General features: G+C 37.0%; 14 protein-coding genes. 3 read left to right on the forward strand and 11 right to left on the reverse strand.

Annotated features, from left to right (window positions below; all coding sequences use genetic code 11):
* Window positions 1–7 precede the first annotated feature (7 nt).
* The 8 genes from AAGF08_RS05080 to AAGF08_RS05115 form a co-directional block, all read right to left on the reverse strand.
* Window positions 8–805 (reverse strand): hypothetical protein, encoded by a 798-nt coding sequence (locus AAGF08_RS05080; protein ID WP_343510004.1) that lies wholly within the window; start codon window positions 803–805, stop codon window positions 8–10.
* 40 nt (window positions 806–845) lie between these two features.
* The gene (locus AAGF08_RS05085; protein ID WP_343510005.1) at window positions 846–1,886 is read right to left on the reverse strand and encodes a hypothetical protein; all 1,041 of its coding nucleotides are present in this window, start codon (window positions 1,884–1,886) and stop codon (window positions 846–848) included.
* Window positions 1,887–1,917: 31 nt separating this feature from the next.
* On the reverse strand, window positions 1,918–2,730 hold the full coding sequence (locus AAGF08_RS05090; protein ID WP_343510006.1) for a hypothetical protein: 813 nt from the start codon (window positions 2,728–2,730) through the stop codon (window positions 1,918–1,920).
* Window positions 2,723–3,292, reverse strand: a complete 570-nt coding sequence (locus AAGF08_RS05095) for a sigma-70 family RNA polymerase sigma factor (protein WP_343510007.1) — start codon at window positions 3,290–3,292, stop codon at window positions 2,723–2,725. Before AAGF08_RS05095 ends, AAGF08_RS05090 begins: the two co-directional genes overlap by 8 nt.
* Before the next feature lie 306 nt (window positions 3,293–3,598).
* Complete coding sequence (locus AAGF08_RS05100) at window positions 3,599–4,057, reverse strand: carboxypeptidase regulatory-like domain-containing protein (RefSeq protein ID WP_343510008.1); 459 nt, start codon at window positions 4,055–4,057, stop codon at window positions 3,599–3,601.
* A gap of 24 nt (window positions 4,058–4,081) precedes the next feature.
* Window positions 4,082–5,482: an MBL fold metallo-hydrolase gene (locus AAGF08_RS05105; protein ID WP_343510198.1), complete on the reverse strand. Its 1,401-nt coding sequence runs from the start codon at window positions 5,480–5,482 to the stop codon at window positions 4,082–4,084.
* A gap of 119 nt (window positions 5,483–5,601) precedes the next feature.
* Window positions 5,602–7,560 (reverse strand): PspC domain-containing protein, encoded by a 1,959-nt coding sequence (locus AAGF08_RS05110; protein ID WP_343510009.1) that lies wholly within the window; start codon window positions 7,558–7,560, stop codon window positions 5,602–5,604.
* A gap of 109 nt (window positions 7,561–7,669) precedes the next feature.
* The gene (locus AAGF08_RS05115) at window positions 7,670–7,999 is read right to left on the reverse strand and encodes a PadR family transcriptional regulator (protein ID WP_343510010.1); all 330 of its coding nucleotides are present in this window, start codon (window positions 7,997–7,999) and stop codon (window positions 7,670–7,672) included.
* 392 nt (window positions 8,000–8,391) lie between these two features.
* Here AAGF08_RS05115 and AAGF08_RS05120 point away from each other — a divergent pair, with 392 nt between their 5' ends.
* Window positions 8,392–9,480: a PorV/PorQ family protein gene (locus AAGF08_RS05120; RefSeq protein WP_343510011.1), complete on the forward strand. Its 1,089-nt coding sequence runs from the start codon at window positions 8,392–8,394 to the stop codon at window positions 9,478–9,480.
* A complete protein-coding gene (locus tag AAGF08_RS05125; protein WP_343510012.1) occupies window positions 9,480–14,501 on the forward strand; it encodes a C25 family cysteine peptidase in 5,022 nt (1,673 codons plus the stop codon). The genes AAGF08_RS05120 and AAGF08_RS05125 overlap by 1 nt, the downstream gene beginning before the upstream one ends.
* A 160-nt stretch (window positions 14,502–14,661) precedes the next feature.
* Here AAGF08_RS05125 and AAGF08_RS05130 read toward each other — a convergent pair whose 3' ends face one another.
* Together AAGF08_RS05130 and AAGF08_RS05135 are read right to left on the reverse strand one after the other, a co-directional pair.
* Entirely contained in the window at window positions 14,662–15,042 is a 381-nt protein-coding gene (locus AAGF08_RS05130; RefSeq protein WP_343510013.1) for a hypothetical protein, read from the reverse strand.
* Between the two features lie 334 nt (window positions 15,043–15,376).
* Window positions 15,377–16,066: a VTT domain-containing protein gene (locus AAGF08_RS05135; protein WP_343510014.1), complete on the reverse strand. Its 690-nt coding sequence runs from the start codon at window positions 16,064–16,066 to the stop codon at window positions 15,377–15,379.
* A gap of 132 nt (window positions 16,067–16,198) precedes the next feature.
* Here AAGF08_RS05135 and AAGF08_RS05140 point away from each other — a divergent pair, with 132 nt between their 5' ends.
* Window positions 16,199–17,344, forward strand: coding sequence for a cystathionine gamma-synthase (locus tag AAGF08_RS05140; protein WP_343510015.1), 1,146 nt, complete (start codon window positions 16,199–16,201; stop codon window positions 17,342–17,344).
* Between the two features lie 398 nt (window positions 17,345–17,742).
* Here the strand turns inward: AAGF08_RS05140 and AAGF08_RS05145 are convergent, their stop codons facing one another.
* The gene (locus AAGF08_RS05145) at window positions 17,743–18,642 is read right to left on the reverse strand and encodes an NAD(P)-dependent oxidoreductase (RefSeq protein ID WP_343510017.1); all 900 of its coding nucleotides are present in this window, start codon (window positions 18,640–18,642) and stop codon (window positions 17,743–17,745) included.
* Window positions 18,643–18,814: the final 172 nt, after the last annotated feature.

Here is an 18,814-nt window from a genome sequence, read left to right on the forward strand (position 1 = left end):
TAGTTGATTATCGTATGGTTATTCCAAAGCTCATTGCATTTACTTCTGGCCCTAGATTTTCTTGAAATAAATTGTTTAGATCATAATTAAAGAATAGCGTTACATCTCCCACTCCAACTTCTCCTCGGGCTCCATATCTGAAGTTTTCTACATACATATTTGATTTCTCAAATTGTTTTTTCTTATCCCCATTTACATCATCATAAACGAATTTCCCTCTTCCTCCAATTCTCAGACCTGCGTATCCTCCAAGTCCCAGTCTTAACTTTTGGTTATTTGTGAGGATTGTAGGCACTAAAGTGAAATTGGCATAGGAAGCAGAAATTTTTGATTTGGTTCCCGTACCACCTTCAAATTCTTCCCAGGTGATTCCGTCAGGGTTTTTTACAGCAATTAAACTTCTGTCCTCCAATTTGAAATTATACCAGTTGACACCAATACTTGAAATCAAATGAAAATTCTTCGATGCCTTCAAGGTCCCTTCTAGGTTAATTGCATAATACCAAGATCCCCAAGGTTTTACACTTGGCATTTGATCGGTAGGATTTACTAAGTTGATTCCTAGCTCTGTGTTTAAGTCAACTTTAAATTTTCTAGGCTTATACCTATCCTTTATTTGGATTTCATTTTCCTCTTCTACTTCAAGAATCCATTTTCCCTCTTCATTTTTGGAGTATTTCCAGGAATTTCCAAATACCTTGATGACTTTATCTTTTGTATAAATGACGGTATCAGGATCGTTTTGTGCATAAGTCGTGCTAATTGAAAAAACGATTAGCAGTAGTAATAATAGTTGGTTTTTCATTGATAAAAGTGGTTTAAGGCGAGGGCTAAAGCCCTCGCGATTAGAATACTATACCAAAAGTGATTGGGTTCAGTTCAGGTCCTTTTCCGTCTTGGAATAGAGTGTTTAGGTCATAGGTTGAAAAGAATGTGATTCTTCCAACTCCGATTTCTCCTCTTACTCCATATCTGAAATTATTCAAGTAAAGACCAGTATTTTGTTTGTCTTTCTTACGGCCTGAGCCTCCTAATTCTCTGTAAACATATTTGGATTGTCCTCCAAGTCTATATCCAGCATAAGGACCAGCCGCTATTCTTAAACCTCTTTTACCATTGTCATTCATTTTACCAAAATCCAGCTCTAACATAGTCATCGCGGTGATATAGGAGGCAGAGATTTTGCTTTTAAAACCGTCGACATCTATGCGTTGAGTGAAATCTATCATATCATCCCCTCTAACAGCTTGAAAATCTCGGTTTTCAAATTTGAAATTGTAAAATTGAAATCCAATTCCGAAATCCCAATAGAATCCTTTTGACAATCTCTGTGCAGCCATCCAGTTGATACCTACGTTCCAACTTCCCCAGCCTTTTACTGAATATGGATTATCTGAAGTTGGAAAACTACCGGAGCCATCGAGGTAATTATTAACTCCAAGATCCAGGTTGAAATAAGTTCTGAAAGGAGGGTCACTATTCTTTTTCCCACCGGATTCGAAACGAACTTTAGTGTTTTCACCGGATTCATCTACGAGTATTTTCATACCTCCTATGTAAACTTCCGTTTCATCCCAATCTTCCCTAACTTTTACTACCTCCTTAGTAGTTCCATCTTTTTTCTTGATTTCTACAATTGTTAATTCTCCAGAATCTTCATTTTCTTTAAGATCCAATTCTCGAATGATCTGGTTGATATTCATCAACTTAAGTTTTTCAAAGTCCTCTTTGCTATCTACAATGATGACTATTTTTCCGGATTTACCGAATTCTACTACGACACTGTCGGTCAAGACAGTTTTGTAGGTATCATTGGATGGCAGGTTGCTGGCAAATCCGATTTGAACCAGGGCCATCAGGCAGAATAATAACAAATATTTTTTCATGATTTAGTTTCGATTTTTACTTGGTGGTTTCTTATTTATCAGCTTGTTCTTTTTTGGAAGTTAGATTAGTAAAGAGGTTGTTTTTTGCATCTTGCAAGTCTGCAAATCCCTGATCTACTTTGCCTAATAGCCCTCCGACTTCATTAACTGTTTTGCCGATACCGGCAATCAGACTTTTGTCTTTAGGCTCTTCCTTGAGTCCATCAGAAAATATTTTAACACGGTAGGCAGGTTCCTCTACTGTTGTGGAGGTATTCTCTGCTATAGCATTCGAAAGGTTCAAAGTTGGGAGTTCCAAGGAAGGTTCTACCAATGGCTTTGTCTCTAGCTTTTCTTCTGGAATAATTACCTGAGAAATGTCCTCCTCTTTTTCTTCTCGCGTTTCGGTCATTGCAATTAGATTTTTAGGAGTTTCTTCGCTAATTAATGGCTGACTTTTAGATTGTTTTTCTTTATTAGTTTCTTTTATTGGTTGTTCTAGAATTTGGATAGAGTTGGAAGAATTTTCTATCGTTCCCTCCTCTGGATTATCAATTTCTTCTGTTGTTATATTTTCTGGTATTGTTGAAACTGTTTCCTTCTGTTCTTCTGGAATTATTACTTCCTGATTTGTTGCCAGCATATTTTCTCCAGGGTCTGGGGAAATTACTGGATATAGGAGATAGCCTACAGAGATCAAGATCACAACTGAAGCAGCCGCTGCCCACCAATATCCTTTGAAGGATTTGGTTTCTTTTGGAAGTTTCCTTTCAAGTCTTTCCCAGGCTAGTGCACTGGGCTTGATGTTATGTTGGTTGAGTTTTTCCTTGAAAACTTCATCCAACTTATGTGATGATTTAGCCATTGATTCTCCTTTCGTTTGGTATTAAACTGGCAATTTTTTCTTTCAATACATTCCTTGCTCTATTTAGCTGAGACTTGGAAGTACTTTCGTTGATTCCAAGCAAGTCTGCGATTTCCTTGTGTGAATAACCCTCAATTGCAAAAAGGTTAAATACTGTTCTGTATCCCACAGGAAGTGCCTGTACCATTTCCATCAGCTCGTCCGCTTCCAATGATGTGAGTTCATAGTTATGATCCTTAAATTCCGAATCGTTTTCCATGTTCACTTCCATCATCAAATGTCTATTACTTCTTAAAGTCATGAGAGCCTGTGTGACCATAATTCGTTTCATCCAACCTTCAAAACTTCCCTTGTTTTGAAACTGAGGTAGTTTATCAAAGATTTTCATGAATCCCTCTATCATTACATCTTCAGCATGTTCCCGATCTTTTAAATATCGAATGCAGATGGCCAAGAATTTCCCGGAATAGGTTTCATACAGGTGGCGCTGAGCGGACCGATCGCCCTTTAGGCATCCTTGTATTAATCCTGATTCGGTAGAAAAATTGGTTCTGCTGAACATTACTAGTGGCTTTCAATTAGGTAGATGCAAAGCATTCTGAAATGGTTGCTTGAGGTAGTGAAAAAAAGTTGATTATTTTTTTAATATCTCAGAAAAAAATTTTAAAACATTGATCGTTAATAAGTTATGATTAAATTTATTTCTTAAAATATCTTGAGATTATAAGAATAAAAGGAGAGACAAACCAAAACCCAAAAGCATTTATTGCCTCTTAAAATGATTTTGGATCAATTGGTTTCATTTGTCATAGATTTCGATTTATGGATCGTATATTCTGGATAAATTAATCAAACTTAAAACCTTGCTTTAATAGAATGCTTTATAGTTTATTAAAATATCCAAAAGAGTCCACTCTTTTTCCTTTACAGTTACAGGTTGGATATTTCCTTCTCCATCAAAAATATTGGCAAATAACCCGTCTTCTTCTACCGTTAGAATGGTATATCTTCCTGGGCTAATATCAATAGCATATTTACCGGTCCCGTCTGTTTTAACTTCTTTAATTTTTTTTGTGGCTATGGCAGTAATTAACCCTTCTTCCATTTTTACATCCGCAATATTGGTAAGCGGGTATATTTGAATTACCCTTTCTACTTTTTTAGCCTTATTTGATGGGTCTTCTCCATTTTGGATCATCGGCATTTGGTTTCCCTCAATCCACGTGATTGTTCCTATGATTCCTTGTCCTTCCGGTACGTAAGGTCTACATGCCGCAAAAGATAAAATAATCAGAGAGAACCCGAACAATTTCAAAAGCATTTTCATTTTTTGAAAATTTATATTTTTCGATTAGATTTTTTCAAATAACATGACTGACTCCAAATACTGGGGGATAATCGTATTCCAACCTAATTCTTCATGGAGTTTTTGACTCAAAACAGCTGAGCTTTTTTCCTCACCATGAATGATGAATGTCATTTTCGGACGATCTACAAAACCTTCCGCCCAATCTATCAATTCTTCCTGGTCTGCATGAGCAGATAGTCCTTCGATTTGGTAAATTTTAGCTTTTACGGGAACATCCCTACCATAGATTCTCACTTCGGGTTCGCCTTCTACCAGTCTTCTTCCCCGAGTTCCTTCTGCTTGATAGCCTACGAATATGATTCCGTTTTTTTCCTCAGGAAGGTGATGATAAAGATGATGCAAAACACGACCTCCTGTTGCCATTCCACTTGCTGAAATGATAATTGCATTCCCTTTGTATTCATTGAGAGATCTAGATTGTTCCTGTTTTTGAAAGTAATGAAGCTGAGGGTGATCGAAAGGATGATTGCCATGCTCCTCCAAGACAGCAGATAATTGATGATCACTTCTAAAATCTAAATATAATTTGGTAGCATTAATGGCCATAGGGGAGTCCAAGAAAATGGGCACTTTTGGGATTTTTCCTTTTTCCATTAATTGGAATAAGTAATACAAAACCATTTGAGTTCTTCCCACTGCAAATGCTGGAATAATAGCTAATCCACCTCTATTAAAGGTATCCCTGATGGCTCTTCCTAATTCATCTTCCGCTTTAATTGGAGGACTTACACGATCCCCATAAGTAGATTCTATCCAAAGGATGTCGGCTTTTGGTATTCGGGTTGGAGGGAATAAAATGGGATCGTGATATCGACCCAAGTCTCCAGAAAAGACTAATTTTTTCTCTTGGGAATCCCCTTTTACTAAAATTTTTGTGATCGCAGCTCCCAAAATATGACCTGCATAATAATAAGTGACTGTTACATTAGAATGGATATTGAACGGAGATCCAAAAGGCTTTGGAACAAATTGTGGAAAAACTGCTTCTGCATCTTCCTTAGTATATAAGGGCAAAGGATTTTCATGCCTGGAATAACCTTTTTTACGGGCATATTCGGCTTCCTCCTCCTGAAGCTTTCCAGAGTCTAAAAGGAGGATTTTTGCTAACTCAGCAGTTGCTTCCGTACAATAAATGGGTCCAGAAAAACCTTGTTTGACTAGTTTAGGAAGGTATCCAATATGATCTAAATGAGCATGCGTTAGAACGATTGCTTCCATATCCATGGGAGGCATTGGGAATTTATCCCAGTTTCGTGCTCTCAACATTCTATCTCCTTGATAAAGGCCACAGTCGACCAAAAACTCAAATTCTCCTAAATCAATTAGATATTTTGACCCTGTTACAGCCCCTGCTCCACCTAGAAACTTGACAGTCACATTCATAGTTTTCTTCTTTTTAAAAACAGAAGTTACAAAAAAAAGAGGCATCCAATTGGATGCCTCCCGATATTTTAATTCTGAATTAAATATTATACCCAATTCCTTCAATCTATCTTTCAGGCTTATTGAGAGATACTATCAGATTGGGTTTTGCTAAGTTCAAACTTTGCTTTACTGATGCTATCAAGTTGTGCCCGGGAAAGTGAATCCAAATAAACTGATTCTTCATCTTCTGAGTCGCTTTCTTCATCGTCGCAAGTGACACAAACTAACCCTGCCTCATTAAATACCCAGATATTTCTTTGGTTAACCTGAGAAGATCTATAACCATTTCTGTAAATGGTATTCCTGATAATTTCCAATAGAGATCTTTCCATAATAAATGGCTTTTCATATGGGATATTTAAAACCAGATTTATTTTTTGATCTCTAAAAGTACTTAATGAATTGACATCGAAGCCCTCATCAAAAGTAACCAAAGAGTCTCTAACGCTATAGTTGTAAACAATTTGCTCAGCATTTTCCATCGCTTCAGCTTTTGTTTTACCTCTTGAGAATGCATCCTTTGCTAAGATCACTGTTGAATCCGCAGTTCCTTCAAGTCTTAAATTCACTCTATTGAATGTTGCTTCATCACTGATAGGGTTGAGACTCAGAATCATTGTTCCTTCAGTAACAGGAAGGACTTCTTCGCTCTTATACCAGTTTTCAGATTTGAATAAGGCTACGATTCTTGGAATCTGAAAACCGCAAATCCCTACACATAATAACCAAAGTCCTAAGGCTACAAGTCCCATTCTTCCTCCTATGATATTCTTTTTTGCTAGGACACTCAATCCAAGGAGTAAAATGATGATTCCAGGGATAATCAATAGGAATGATGAAGCGATTACTAACCAGACAGGTACCAGATTAGAGAAGAGTTCAATCGGGAAATTGTCCATCATAACTCCATAGTCATCATTTGTGAAAATTCCGAAATAAACTCCCAATGCAACCAAAGGTGCTATCGTGATAACTAATCCCAGGAAGAATACAAATAATCCAAAAATAACTCTGATCACTGAAATAAGTGCTCTTCCTACTGGACCTAAAGCTTTACCTATTGCTTCGATCACCTGTCCGATTACTCTGAATGGAGTCAATAGGATTTTTCTGGTGTTCGATTCTGGTACTTGTGGGATAGGATTCTGACTTTCTTTAACGGTTGTATCAATGTTATCTAAAGTGATTTCCCCACCTTTCATTTGAATCCTCTCTGTGATAGAGCTTGCAACGGGAGTGATGATCCACAATACCAAATAGATCAAAAACCCTGATCCGCCAGCCAAAATCAGGAATACAAAAGCAAGCCTTGTCCAGATTACTTCTATTCCAAAATAAGCCGCCAAACCAGAAGCTACTCCACCCAAGACCTTGTCATCAGGGTTCCGGTAAAGTTTTTTGATATTTTTATCTTCGACAACCTCATAAGATACAGGTAAAATCACCCAAAGAACAATGTATGCGACCACGGCAAAAAAGCCGAAATTCAATCCTAGTCTCAGATTGTCAAATGGCAAATCAAAAAGACCTGAGTTAAATCTGATATTTCCTGAGAATAATAAAAGGATAGCTATAAGCCTGGTCCATAAAGGATCTATGGAAAAGTAATGAGCAATACCGGCACAGACTCCACCAAGAATCTTCTTGTTTTCAAGTCTCATTAATTTTTTATATCCACCTTTTTCTGAATCAGGAGGAGTCACATATTTATAATAATCCTCATCCTTCTGATTTGATGAATTTTCAAATTCCTCCTCGGTTTTATCTTCTTCAACTGTGGCAAAATCCGCTATCGTCCCCATTTTTTCTATGAGTTTCTCCACGTTTTCAGCGGTAATCACCTGCTTGTTATTTTTGAGGTTGCTCAGGAAAATCTCAGCAATACGATTTTCTATATCAGAGATTATCTCATGATTGTCTTTATAAGAAGAGAAGTGCTTATTGATCGCGTCTAAATATTTTCGAAGCGTATCGTATCCGTCTTCTTCTATGTGGAAGAGAATTCCACTGATGTTGATGCTTATCGTCTTTTTCATGTGTTGTTCAATTTAGAGGGTTGACACATGCCCGGCTGTACTCAGACAGTGAATCACGCTTGAATAGAAAGGAGCAAGATTCTGGAATGTGCTACGCAATTTCATAGGTTCAATTCTTAGAGGTGATTTGTATGGTTGAATTGACTAGTGAGGTCCAAGTGTCTGAAAGAGTACCTAGAAACTCCTTACCTTCCTCAGTAATTGAATAGTATTTCCGAGGAGGTCCCGATTCAGATTCTACCCAGCGGTATTGAACTAATGAGGCGGATTTAAGCCTATTGAGTAAAGGATAAAGGGTACCTTCGACAACGATCATCTGAACTTGGGTAAGTTCCTCAATCAAGTCTGAAGTATACACCTCACCCCGGGAGATAATGTGCAAAACGCAAAACTCCAAGAGTCCTTTGCGCATTTGAATCTGTGTGTTGGCGACATTCATATTAAGGTGGTTTATTTTCCTTGCATTTGGAAAATTCTATTTCCATTGTCTTTTTTTATAGAAAAATGATACCAATCTTTTTAACACTACCTTGTATAACCTAATTCCTTGTGATATTAAGCTTGTTTGGATTACCAAATAATAAATAATCACTGTTTAGAGCTTTTTAAAGCACTTTTAAAATTTTCTGAGAGATTAAAAAAAATATTGGGCAAAGTGTAACATTTTTCAAACCCCAAAAAAAATGCAAAAAAGTGAACAGAAATATGTACGATGGCGTACAGGTTTAGGATTTTAAAAAGAAATAAGCCAAGTATTACTAACGACTTAGATATTTGCTTTATTTTGTTTTCGTGAAGACCACCTGTTTTGTTCTAATTTCCTTTTTTTTAGTGCTAATTTTATCTGCATTAACTCCGACTACGGTTTTCTCGCAGTCCCTTGCACCTAAATATTCAAATGAATTCCTGAGTATTGGAGTGGGAGCGAGAGCACTTGGGATGGGTGGAGCGCAAGCTGCTGCATCCAGAGATGTTACTTCAGCATATTGGAACCCTGCGGCACTAATGGGGATTCAGCATAAATATGAATTCACATTAATGCACTCTGAATATTTTGCAGGAGTAGCCCAATATGACTATATCGGGTTTTCTTCTCCGATAAAAAATCAAAGCCAAATAGCGGTTTCATTAATTCGATTTGGAGTAGACGATATCCCGGATACAAGGTTTCTATATGATGCTAATGGAGCACTGAATTATAATAACATCCAATTTTTTAATGCTGCTGATTATGCACTTTTGTTAAGTTACGCCCGAGATCTCTCTGATAAATTTAAAGTTGGAATGAACGCAAAAATTATCCATAGAAATGTTGGTAAGTTTGCTCAGGCTTGGGGCTTTGGCTTAGACGTAGGAGGAATCTATATCAAAAATAAATTAACGATAGGTCTGATGGTCAGAGATATCACCACCACTTTTAATGCTTGGTCACATGATGCTGAATTGGTACGGGATATTTATTCCCAAACTGATAATGAGATTCCTGTAAATTCAATGGAGCTGACACTTCCCCGGGCAATAGGCAGCATTGCTTACGACTGGAAATTGGGAGGGAACTTTACGCTACTTACGGTTGCAGATCTCGATATGACATTTGATGGAAATAGAAATACGCTGATTAGTACTTCGGTGATCAGTATTGATCCTAAAATTGGTATTGAAGCAGGTTTCCAACGAATTGCCTATTTAAGGGCAGGTCTTGGAAACTTTCAATACATAAAGGATTTTGATGGGACCAAATCTCTAAATCTTCAACCTAGTATGGGGTTGGGAGTCGTGTTAAATGAAAAGTTCCAAATTGACTATGCATTATCGGATATCGGGAATGTTTCAGAAACTCCATATTCTCATGTTTTCAGTGTGAAAGTAAGCCTTGAAAAACTGGCTCCTGATTTTAGAAAATTTAAAAGCTGGAATTGATGAGCAGAATAAAATTAATCTTCAGTTTCATTTTTGCTTTAGCTGTGAATTTTAATGGCCTAGCTCAACAACCTGCTTGGTATTCTTATGATCTGACTTATTATAAAGTTCTTACAGGGAAAGATGGAATCTATAGAATATCATCTGAGGCGTTAAGTAAATCTGGCTTAAATGTAAATTCCATTGATCCTAGAAATATCCGGATGTACCATCGAGGTAAAGAAGTTGCAATTTCTATAAGTGGTGAAAATGATGGAAGCTTAGATGCAGGTGATTACATTGATTTTTATGGATTGAGAAATGATGGTACCCTGGATTCATTGTTATATACTTCTTTTGGAAAAATCCCAAATCCATATTTTAATACTCATTCCGATAGCACAGCATTTTTCTTAACAGTTACTCCCGGAGAATTAGGTAAAAGGATGGTAGTAAGAGAAGCGGCAGACTCCATTTTACCGCAATTGAATACCTACGGTTCAGAAAAGCTTGAAGTTTTTGGAGAGCAATACTCCTTGGGTGTTGGTTATGCTCTTGATTTTAGGTTATCCATTTACGATCAAGGCCAAGGCTGGATGAGTACTGTGATTACCAAAGGAAATTCCAGACAATTCACCATTTCAGGACTTGGAAACCCAACAAATTCAAATGAAGGTGAACTTGAAATTGGGTTAGTTGGAAGGTCTTTACATAATCATATTTCTAGAATTACTGTAGGTCCTTCGGCAGCCTCTCAGCGTTTGATTCAAACCGAGAATTTTTATGGTTATGAATATCCTCAATTAACTCTTCCATTGAGGATGAGTGATTTCAATGCTGATGGAAGCATCGTCATCACAGTTCAATCTTCAGGAACTGAAGGAGCAGATAATATTTCGATTGCGTACGCGAAAGTATTATTTCAGGAAAGGGTAGTCAATGGAGATTTTGGATCAGAAACTTTTATTCTTCCTCCAGGGAATCAGCGAATTTCAATTGCACAAGTGACTGGGAACTATGAAGCCTTTGAAATTTCAGATTATAAAAACCCTGAAAGAGTTCTAATTACTGAATCAGGAGGTCAAATGACATTTAGAGCAGCTATTCCTTCTGATAGCAGCAAAATTTGGGTTGAAAACCTCGAATCAATTATTCAGATTGAAGATTTAAAACCAGTACAGTTTAAAAATTATTTAGCACAACAAGCAGATTATCTATTGGTGGGTCATCACAAATTGGAGGAGAGTGCCAATCAATACGATAATCCACTCCAAGCCTATGCCGCACATCGAACTTCTCCATTGGGCGGAGGTTATAAGACATTAACCGTTTTTATGGAGGAAATTTATGATCAATACGGCTATGGAGAAGAATCTCCAACAGCTCTTTTTGAATTTCTTAGGACCTATTATCCAGTTCATAAACCAACCCATCTATTACTGGCGGGTAGAGGTTTGACGATGTATTCTACTGTAAGAATAGCTGGAGTCAGGTATTTTTATAGAAACAATCCAAGCGCCTTTGCTTTTCAAAGTTTAATTCCCCCCGGAGGATATCCTATTTCTGATAATAATTATGTAGTTGGTTTAAACCCTTCAAATTTAGAAGCTCCTGCTATGGCAGTTGGTAGGATTCCTGCGAAAAACTCCCAGCAACTAGCAGATTACTTGGATAAGGTAATCGAAAAGGATGCATTAGGGGTCTCTGCTCCATGGCAAAAGGAATTGATTCATTTGAGTGGTGGACTTTCTGAATTTGAGCTCAACCGTTTTTTCAATTATTTGAATCGATATAAAACGATTGCCGAGGGGCTTTATTTGGGGGGAAATGTGACCACCTATAGAAAGAGGTCAAATTCCACAGTCGAATTAATTGATATCACTGGGGATTTGAATGAAGGGAGATCTTTGGTTACATTTTTCGGACATGGAGCTCCAACTGTAATAGATATAGAGATAGGTTTTGCTTCAGATCCTACTTTGAATTATCAGAATAAAGGAAAGTACCCAGTCATGCTGTTCAATGGATGCGATTATGGTAGTGCTTTTGGAACTACCTATACTCAGGGAGAAGATTGGATAATAACTCCCGAAAAAGGAGCATCCAATATTTTGGCAAATACTTCTGTAGGTGTCGATGTAATTCTTAATAGATATTCTGATTCGTTTTATTCCAAAGCTTTTGCAGATAGTTCGAGTATCTATAAAACCATAGGAGAAGTTAAGCAGGAAGCAGAAACAGATTTTCTCAATAGGTTCGGTACCACTCCCCTGAATTATACCCATATGGAACAGATGATGTTATTGGGTGACCCGGCAGCTCGGATGTTTCCTGCTGATAAATCAGATTATTCATTAGATGAAAATGAGGTTTTCTTTGAAAGTTTTGATGATACTCCTTTAAATGCTCTATCAGATAGTATCAATTTGACTTTTGTTCTAAGAAATATTGGAATTGTAAATACAGATTCAGTAGAATATAGGATAAAAAGAAAGCTTCCGGATGGAACTGAAATTACTTTTGACCCTATAAAAATTCCATATGTTTCAAGAAAAGATACCCTACAGTTTTCTGTTCCAAACATAGGGCTGAATTCAGCAGGAGAAAATGTGTTTACCCTATCGGTAAATTCTGATAAATCTATTCCTGAAATGAATTATTCCAATAATTTAATCAGCGTTACAGAGTTTATTTCTCTTAGTGGGACATTAAACTTATTTCCGATAGACTTTGGAATAGTAGCAGAAAAAAATGTAAGTCTGATCGCTCAGATTCCAGGAAAGACAGATAGAGACCGTACTATTATTCTTCAATTAGATTCGGCTTTTAACTTCAATTCAGCATTTAGAAAGGAAGTAAGAATAACCACATCAGGATTGGTGGATTGGCCAGTTAATTTAATCACCTCTGGTGATTCCACCACTTATTATTGGAGAACTAAGTTTCAGGAACCCCAACCCGGAGAAACAGACTCTTGGACTACTTCAAGCTTTTCTTTTATTCCCAATGGTCCGGAAGGTTGGACACAGAGAACCATTCCTCAAATTGAACAAAGTCAGCTGACCAATCTAGAAGTGAATGAAAAGAGAAATGGATGGAAGTATGAGGATAAGAAATTGGGATTTGAAGTTTTTACAGTTGGTGCAGGAGTAGACTCTCTGAGTTTTAGAAATACGCAATTTTACTTAGATCAGGTGCCTCAGATCATTGATAATGTCAATAACGCGAATAGTAGACTTTGTCCAAATGGTTCTTTGGGCTTAGTTGCCTTTGAACAAAAAAGTCTGATGCCCTACCTTTCAATTCCTGTTCCTGGCTTTGATATTTTGGATTCAAGGGCATGTGGTCGGGTACCTCAGGTGATTCAGAGCATACAAAATTCTTGGATTACAACTCCTGGTCAAACTTTCCTTGAGCAATATGTTAAGGGTGTTAAAACAGGGGATTATGTGGTGATTTTCTCTGTTGGAAATGTAACTTTTGATGCTTGGCCTGATGAGGCCTATGCACTCCTAAGAGAGTTTGGTGCAAATGAAGCCACCCTCAGAAATTTAAAAACCGGAGATCCTTATATTCTTTATGGAAGAAAGGGTATGAAACCAGGAGAGGCTATAGAAATTGTGGGTAATACCAATCAAGAGTTTCCTCCAAATCAGCAGACACTTTCTTTTGATTCTGAATTGGAAGGCTACATTACTTCAGGGACGATTTTAACACCTAGGGTAGGACCTGCATCCAATTGGGAACGATTTTTCCAAAATGTTAATGCCAGAATGTGGATTAATGAGGATAATACTCATTTTGATATTCTAGGAGTGAAAAGAGATGGCCAAGAGGAAATTATTGCAGAAAAACTTTCCGATAGTGAATTGGATCTTAGCTTTATAAATGCTGAGGTATATCCATATTTGAGATTGAGATATTCAATGAATGACCCGGAATCAACCGCACCTGCTCAGCTGGACAAATGGCAGGTGAATTATACAGGGGTCCCAGAGGCCGCATTGTTTGTTAAATCCTCAAGGGAAAAAATAAATCTAAAAGAAGGAGAACAAGTTGCGGTAGAACTCATTTTCAAGAATGTTTCCAAATTCAATTTTCTGGATTCTATTCAAATAGATTGGTCTTGGACTAATGTAGATTCTAAAAAAGTAGAAAGTTTTTCTAAAAAATTTCCTGCACTAAAAGCAGGGGAGTCAGTTGAGTTGAGCCTAGACTTCAATTCTATTGGAAAAGCAGGAGTCAATGAACTTTTGGTTTTTGCAAATCCAAGAATTCAGCAGGAACAGACGTTCAGAAATAATCAGATTGATTTCGGTCCATTCATCAATGTTGAAGCAGATGAGTCAAGCGATGTCTTGGATGTGAATTTTGATGGGATTTATATTATGGATGGAGATATTGTTTCTCCTTCAGTCCTTATTACCGCCCAGTTGGTAAATGATCAGACTTTAATTTATAAAAAGGATACAGTAGGAATAGATATCTTTTTGAAGAAGGATTGTGAAACCTGCGATTTTGCCAGAGTTAATTTTTCTAATCCAAACTTAACTTGGTCGCCGGCATCCGATGATTCTAAATTTAAAATATCATTTCTACCAGGTCCTCTGGAGGATGGTATTTATACATTGATGATTTCAAATGAAGATTCACCACAACCTTACCAAATTAATTTTGAGGTAGTAAATGAATCTCAGATTACTAATTTTTATCCGTACCCAAATCCATTTAGTACGAGTGTAAGGTTTGTATTTACGGTTACAGGATCAGAAGTACCCGATGAGATTAAAATTCAGATTATGACAGTTACCGGTAAAGTTGTTCGAGAGATTTTGCAGAATGAATTAGGCCCAATTCGTATTGGGAATAATTTGACGGATTATGCCTGGGATGGTAAAGATGAATATGGGGATCAACTTGCAAACGGTGTTTATATTTATCGTGTGCTAGTTCGGAAAAACGGACAATTTATGGAGCATAGGCCCACTGCGGGAGATAAAGCTTTTAAAAAAGGATACGGAAAAATGTATTTGTTGAGATAGTGTATCAATTTTAACGTATGTTAATAAAATAATATCCAGAAAAATAAAATGCCTGACTTCTAAAGTCAGGCATTTTGAATTTAAGGAATAGATTGTTTTTTATGGAATTTTCAGCTTACCGAAATAAATTTTATAGAAAATTTGTTTGGTTAATTTGTTGCTATTGTTTCGTGCCGCTCCAGGTACCGCTTAAGCCTTGTCCTTCATTACTCCAAACTCCGCTAATTGTACCATTATCTATGCTTCCGGTAAATTCAGAACCTCCTGATACTGTCCCTACTGTTAATTTCAAATCACCTTTTCTAGAGACTCTTCCATCCATTTTATATGTCTCTTCTACTATATCTGAAACAGCCAGTCCTGAAATCGTACCATCTACTTGAATAGTCATTGTCCAAGTGCCATTATCAACATCTCCATCGAATACTCCGGCCCAATTGCCAATAAATTCGGAATCAGGGTCTAGATCACCAAATTCTTGGGAACATGAAAATGTGATAATTCCAATAATTAATAGTAAAATAAAATTAATTTTTTTCATAGACATGAACTATTTCGTAATGAATTTTTGTTTATTTTGGAAAAATATTTTTTTCCGACTTCAAGTTTACACTATTTTTTTATAAGTTTCCTAATCCTCTTATAATTATATGTTTTTCTAAAATTATTTAAATGATATTAGAATGTTAACAAATACTGAGCAATTGTCGTTCCATATACAGAATTTACTATGCTTTTAATGGAAAAATTTAATAAAAAATTTTGTCTTGTTTTAAGAAGACAGAAATGGCTTGTAAGTAAAATCAATTTGACTTAAGTGGTAGCCAGTCCTGCTGATCTTGGTGTTTTGAATTCTTTTTAAAAAATAAAACCACTCATTTCTTCTTCAAATAGCCATAAATCCCGATTATACCAATAATGAGTAAGGCAAGCCCAATAGCCCACTGCAAAGGAGTATTCATCGATTCTTTAGCAGCTAAATAGGAATTAGCAATTATCCCTGCAGTAAATGCGATGACAGTTCGAGTGAGCATTCCAGGTATACCAAAAATCAACACTTTGTAGAGACTTACATCTAATGAGGCAAAAAGAAAATTGGAAATAGCAAAGGGAACAACAGGACTAATCCGAACGAAAAATACCAAAGAGCCTTCCTTTTCCCTTCGTGATTCTATTTCTGCATGGAATTTTGGGTTCTTCTTGAAAAGTTGCTCAGTCAGTTCCATATTAAAAACTTTTCCAAGGCCATAGCCCAAAACTGAAGCTAGGGAGTATCCTAAAATTAGAAAAGGCAATGAGACCCAACCAATGAAAAATCCAGATGCCAAAGCTATCAAAGTTGTGGGAAGCAAAGCTAATCCCATTAAAAAGGCTCCAATAATGGTATAAGTCAAGTAATCTGCCATTCCATTGAGACTATACTTGTTTAGTAAATCATAATTAACAGCGAAAATAGTACTTCCAATAAATGGCATTGTAGTTACCCAAAGCCATACAAGAATTCCTAATGGATGTTTCCCATAGTATGAAGAAATAGTTTTGAAAATACTGCCCTTTTTTGTCATCTTTGATCAGCTATTGAGAAGAGATTTCTTTTCAATGCTTGCAAGTTTAGCTAGCACAAGCCGAAAAAAACACAATAAGGAAGGGAATCTTTCCTTTATCATCATTCTAAAAGAATAAAACCCTAAATAGACATGAAATTTGGTACCAAAGCAATCCATGCTGGAGTAACACCTGATCCAACGACTGGAGCTATTATGACTCCGATTTATCAGACATCCACCTATGTGCAGCGATCCCCAGGAGATCATAATGGGTATGAGTATTCAAGGACACATAACCCTACCCGTACTGCTCTTCAGGATAATTTGGCTGCCTTAGAAAACGGAAAGCATGGTATCTGTTTTTCGTCTGGTCTGGGAGCAATCGATGCAGTACTTAAGCTTTTTAATCCAGGGGATGAGATTATTTCTACCAATGATCTTTATGGTGGAACTTACCGCCTGTTTACTAAAGTATTTGAGAGATATGGTATTAAATTCCACTTCGTGCCCATGGGTGATCCCGAATCCATATCTACTTATATCAATGAAAACACAAAAATGATCTGGGTGGAAACCCCAACCAATCCCATGATGAATATCATTGATATCGCAGGAGTAGCTAAAGTGGCCAAAAAGCATGGGGTCTTGCTTGCTGTGGACAATACTTTTGCATCCCCATTTCTTCAAAACCCGTTGGATCAAGGGGCTGATATAATTATGCACTCTGTAACCAAGTATTTAGGAGGACACTCAGATGTTGTAATGGGAGCTTTGGTGCTCAATGATGACGAACTTGCATCCAAGTTGGTGTTTATCCAAAATGCCTGTGGAGCGACACCTGGTCCTCAGGACTGTTTTTTGGTTTTGAGAGGGATCAAAACACTTCATTTGAGAATGGAGCGACATAGTCAAAATGGTAAAACTATTGCAGCCTATCTCAAAAACCATCCTAAAGTAGAGAAGGTTTATTGGCCTGGTTTTGAAGATCATCTAAACCATGATATTGCTAAAAAGCAAATGCGGGACTTTGGAGGGATGATTTCTTTTACTCTTGTGGGAAATAAGCTGGAAGATGCTAAGACAGTGATGGAGAACTTTAAGCTTTTTGCCTTGGCAGAATCACTAGGAGGAGTGGAGTCTCTTTGCGGCCACCCTGCATCCATGACACATGCCAGTATTCCTCAAGAAGAACGAGAAAAAGTAGGATTGGTAGATTCTCTGATCCGACTTAGCGTTGGAGTAGAAGATGCCGATGACTTAAAGAAAGATTTGGCAAATGCCCTATCGAAGATCTGATTATAGGATTTTGAAAAAATGAAAAGCCAGCCAATTCTATCAATTTGGCTGGCTTTTTAGCATACCATTAGTTTCAACTTGGGGTTTTAGAAATTAGGTTTAGTTGATTGATGAATCGCCGTTATTTTTACTTTTTAATTCATTCAGTATCGTTTGAGCTTTTAGTTCTAAAGAATCGAGCTTTTTCCTATCGAACAACTCCCCATTTTTTATTACTGCTTCTATGGTATTGACATTTTAATGTCTAAAAACGGGTTTTCTTTTAGGAGGGTCAAATTTGCCACATTTCCTTTTTGAACAGTACCAGCGCTCTGTCTTCAACTTGAAGGTTTTTAGCTGGATTGATCTTGGCAATTTTGAGAACTTCTCTTAAACTAGGTTCAGCATGCTATTTGAAATTAACCTTTTTCCCCTTTCACATATTTTCGCCAGTTATGTTGCTCCTTGAAACCAAGCACTTCTCTTATTTTACGGTTTGAAAACAAGGCTTCATGTTCTTCTAATTCTCTGGTAACAGGTATTCCTGGGAAAAATCTCTCAATTAATTCTTTGCTTGGAATAATAGCACCGTTATGATCGTTTCCGGCATTAAATACTTGATAACCCAATCCATCCTTTTTAAGACATAAATCTACAATCTGCCCGAGATCACGTGCATCGATGTAGCAAAAGGCATTTCTCCGCCGTACTTCAGGATGTTTAAAATAATAAGGAAAAAGTTCAGCGTATTCATGAGGTTCAATCACATTTCCGATCCGAAGGGCATAAATATCTACACCTGAGCGTCGCTGAAAGGTTCTGGCAGTCTTTTCATTGACTACTTTTGATAACCCATAGCTATCCATAGGATCCACATCATAGTCTTCTTCTAGCGGTAGGGATTTTGGGTCAGTTTGACCATCTGAAAAACAAATCCCATAAGTAGTTTCTGAAGATGCAATAATGATCTTCTTGATTCCGAGTTTAACGGCTGCCTCAATTACATGGTACGTACCCAAGGTATTTACTCGAAAGGTTTCGTTATCTGGATTGATTAGTATCCTTGGAACTGCTGCAAAATGAACGACTGCGTCAAATTTAGGGGTGCTATTTCCAAGTTCCAGTTCATCTAAACCAGCATAGGAACTCATTGCATTAAACATCTGCCCTGAATCAGTAATATCTGCAATTAGGTTATCTACCCCTGGGTGTTCCAGTGGTTTCAAGTCCACATTCATTACTCGATGTCCTTGATCAAGAAGATAGGGAATGACATGCTTACCTGCTTTTCCCGATCCCCCTGTAAATAATATTCTCATTTTGGTATTTTATTGTTTTGTCAATCAAGTTTTAGTCCTCTATCTTAAGAAAGGTTTCTTTTCATTAATTATACCAATTTGAAGTGAATTTCTTAAAACGAATCAGAGAAAGTTTAAATGCTATCCTATGAATCCCTCATTTTTTTGAGAGAACAAAACATAGCTTTTCTAT

The sequence above is a fragment of the Algoriphagus sp. SE2 genome (genome assembly GCF_039563885.1).
Taxonomy (GTDB): Bacteria; Bacteroidota; Bacteroidia; order Cytophagales; family Cyclobacteriaceae; genus Algoriphagus.